Origin of the sequence: Kitasatospora sp. NPDC091257, assembly GCF_044757675.1 — a bacterium.
Lineage (GTDB): Bacteria > Actinomycetota > Actinomycetes > Streptomycetales > Streptomycetaceae > Kitasatospora > Kitasatospora lactacystinica.
On the sequence record NZ_JBIVVI010001091.1, the window covers coordinates 1 to 3,102 of the forward strand.

The following is a 3,102-nucleotide window of genomic DNA, read 5'->3' on the forward strand; positions in this document are numbered from 1 at the left end:
CCCTCGCCCGCGCCCGCACCTCCCTCGGCCACCACCTGCCCGACGCCCCCGCGCATCCGCTCCTGTGGCACGACGAGACCCTCTACACCCCCACGGCCGTCGTCGAGGCCGAGGTCCTCGCCACCCTGCACACCCTCGCCACCCTCCCCTGAACAACGACGGGTCCGATCCACTGCCGGCCGGGCCGACCCGGCGTCGCCTCGCCGAAGACGGTGCCGACCACCACCATGGGTCGGCACCCGGGCCTCGGTGCGTCAGGTCGGGATCAGGGCAGGCGCCAGATCTGGTTGGCGGCGGCGGAGCAGTCCCACAGGATCAGCCCGGTGCCGGCGGGGCCGGCGCCCGAGTCGTCCAGGCACTTGTTGCTCTGCGGGTTCTTGAGGGTGCCGTCGGCCTGGGGCTGCCAGACCTGGTTTCCGGCGCCGCTCACGCAGCCGTACAGCTGGACGGGGGTGTTGTTGCCGGGGTTGGTGCCGGGGGCGGTCATGCATTTGCCGAGGGTGCGCAGGGTGCCGTCGGTGCCGACGGTCCACTGCTGGTTGGCGGCGGTGCCGCTGCAGGCCCAGACGACGATCGGGTTGCCGTCGGCGGTGCCGGCTCCGGAGTCGTCGACGCACAGGCCGTTGATGCCGGTGATGTGGCCGGTGCCGGTGGTCCTGTCCAGGCCGATCTGGACGGTGCCCAGGTGGCTGGCCGCTGTCGCCGGTGTGCCGGAGAGCCGGCTGAACGTCATGCCGGAGACCGGGACCGACACCTGCTGGACCAGGTAGGACTTGCCGGCCGTGGTCGGGATGGTGAACCGTCCGGCCCTGGTGGGGCGGACGATGAGGGTCGACTTGTCGGTGCCGTCGACGACCGAAACGCTCTGGCCGGGCCAGGGGTTGCGGATGTTGATGGTGCCGGTGGAGCCGGCGTGGATGCCGACGGTGCCGATGACGCCGCCGTGGACCTGGACGGAGACGGTGCTGCCGCCGTGGATGTACTGGGTGCCGTCGGCGTCCCAGCCCTGTGGCAGGGCCGGGGCGATCCGCAGCAGGCCGTCGTAGTCCTGGACCAGGGCCTCGTTGATCGCGAGTGCGACGTTGGCGGCCTGCTCGATGTAGGGCTCGGTGCCGCCGGACTGGCCCCACAGGTTGGCCAGGCCAGTGGGATAGGTCTGGTACTTCCGGGTCAGGGCGGTCAGGTCGGCGGCGACCCGGTCGGGCAGGCCGAGGCGGGCGGCGTGGACGGCGTCGAAGCTCCAGTCGTTCTGCTGGACGTTGACCCGGCTGCTGTAGGTGCGCCGGGCCACGGGCAGCAGTGGTGAGTCGTCGCCGATCAGGCCGTAGGGCCAGACGGCTTCCAGGTCGTCGTTCTCGGTGTTGTAGACCGTCGCGGTGGGCTGCGAGGACTGGCCGAGCACGTCGGTGCCGGAGGCGTCGGCGGAGGCAGTGAGGTTCTGCCGGTGGGTCGCGGCGTCGGTGCGCGGGTAGTCGGGGATCTGCGGGATCGCGGCGTGCAGTCGGGAGATCAGTGAGGCGTCGGCGTTCAGGATCCTGGCGGCGGAGATCGTGGCGGGGAAGAGGCCCTTCATCGCGTCGATCATGTTGACCGGGTCCTGCACGTTCCACTGGTTCTCGTGGACGTTGGCCACCGCGTGCCGCTTCCCGTCGGCGCCGACCGTGGTGAAGGCCAGCAGGAACTGGGCGGACTGCTGCATGAGCGGGTAGTTCGCCGTCAGGAAGGCCTTGTCACCGGTGGTCAGGTACTGCTGCCAGACCCAGAGCCCGATTTCGGCGCCGGTGGAGACCGTGGCACCGTTCCAGGTGGTCAGTGCCTGGTCGCAGGAGGCGTCGCCGAACGGGTCGCCGTCGTTCTGGAAGCCGTTGCCGTTGAAGCGCATGGTCTCCGGCACGCAGATCCCGGGCCGGTTGCCCATGTGGGTCCTGGTCCAGGCCTGGATGTCGGCCAGGTTGGAGGTGTAGAGGTTGTAGAGGCCGGTGTTGAGGTCGAAGGCGCCGGCGCCGATGTTGGCGGCCACCTGTCCGCGGATGTTCCAGAACCAGTAGCCGGCCGGGTACCAGTTCTGGGTGTCCTGGGAGAAGTTGAAGAGGTCGGCGACTCCGGCCTGGGAGCCGGGCAGCGGCCCGCGGGACTCCTCGGCGGTGTAGAAGTAGTACAGGGTGCGCAGTTTCTCCAGGTAGGCGGCGGTCCCGTCCGCCGAGGAGAGCTTCACCAGGCCGAGCTTGCCCCAGTAGTCGTGCCACCAGGCCAGGTGTGGTGCCCGCAGGGCGTCGGCGCTCGCGGTCGCGTCCGAACCCAGCAGCGAGGCGGCGGTGGTGGCGGCGTTGCCGCCGGTCCAGTTCGGGCTGCCGACCAGGATGCGGAAGCTGCCGTCGGCGTTGGGGGTGAGGTTCACCTGCACGGTCTGTGCGTCGGCGACCGTGGCGGTGACGTCGCGCCCGTCGGCGGTGAGTGCGGCCAACGAGCCGAAGGTCCGGCCGGATCCGGTGGTGGCGTTGTTGTCGACCCAGGTCTCGGCGAGTGTCGCGATGCTGCCGGAGGCCGCTGCGGCCGGGGTGCGCCCGGACCACAGGTTGACCGTGGCGGACTGGGCGGTGTTCGGATCGGCGCCGGTCACGTCGACGACCAGCTCGTCCTTGTCGGCGCGGACGTGGATCGCCGCGCTCATCCCGCCGCCGGACTCGCGCAGCACGCCGTCGTACGGGTCGACGGTGGCGGTGAAGTCGGCTGCGCTCGTGATCCGTGACAGGCCGGGGATCTGGAGCCAGCCGGGGGACTTGCGGCCGGGCAGGGTGTCGGCGCGGTTGAGCTGGGCGGTGAAGCCGTTGGCGGCCCAGACCGCGGCGCCGAGGGTGCCGTTGCCCAGCGGAATCGACTGGGTCGCCGCGGTGTTCGGGCTGCCCAGGACGATGTTCGCCTCGCGGACGAGGCTCGCGGTGTCGACGGAGAACGCGCCGTTGGACCAGGCGGTGGTCGTGGTCGAGGAGGCGGCGGTCGCCGTGGCGGGTGACCAGGCGGCGGCGGTGGTACCAAGGGTCAGGGCGACTATCGCCCTGACCACCGGTGCACTTCGCATGTTGCGGCCCTTCAGTGGGGGTG

Annotated in this window: 1 protein-coding gene; it reads right to left on the minus strand. The window is 71.0% G+C overall.

Annotated features, from left to right (window positions below; translation table 11 throughout):
* Positions 1 to 265 precede the first annotated feature (265 nt).
* Positions 266 to 3,079, minus strand: coding sequence for a ricin-type beta-trefoil lectin domain protein (locus ACIQOV_RS34755; RefSeq protein WP_401054840.1), 2,814 nt, complete (start codon positions 3,077 to 3,079; stop codon positions 266 to 268).
* Positions 3,080 to 3,102: the final 23 nt, after the last annotated feature.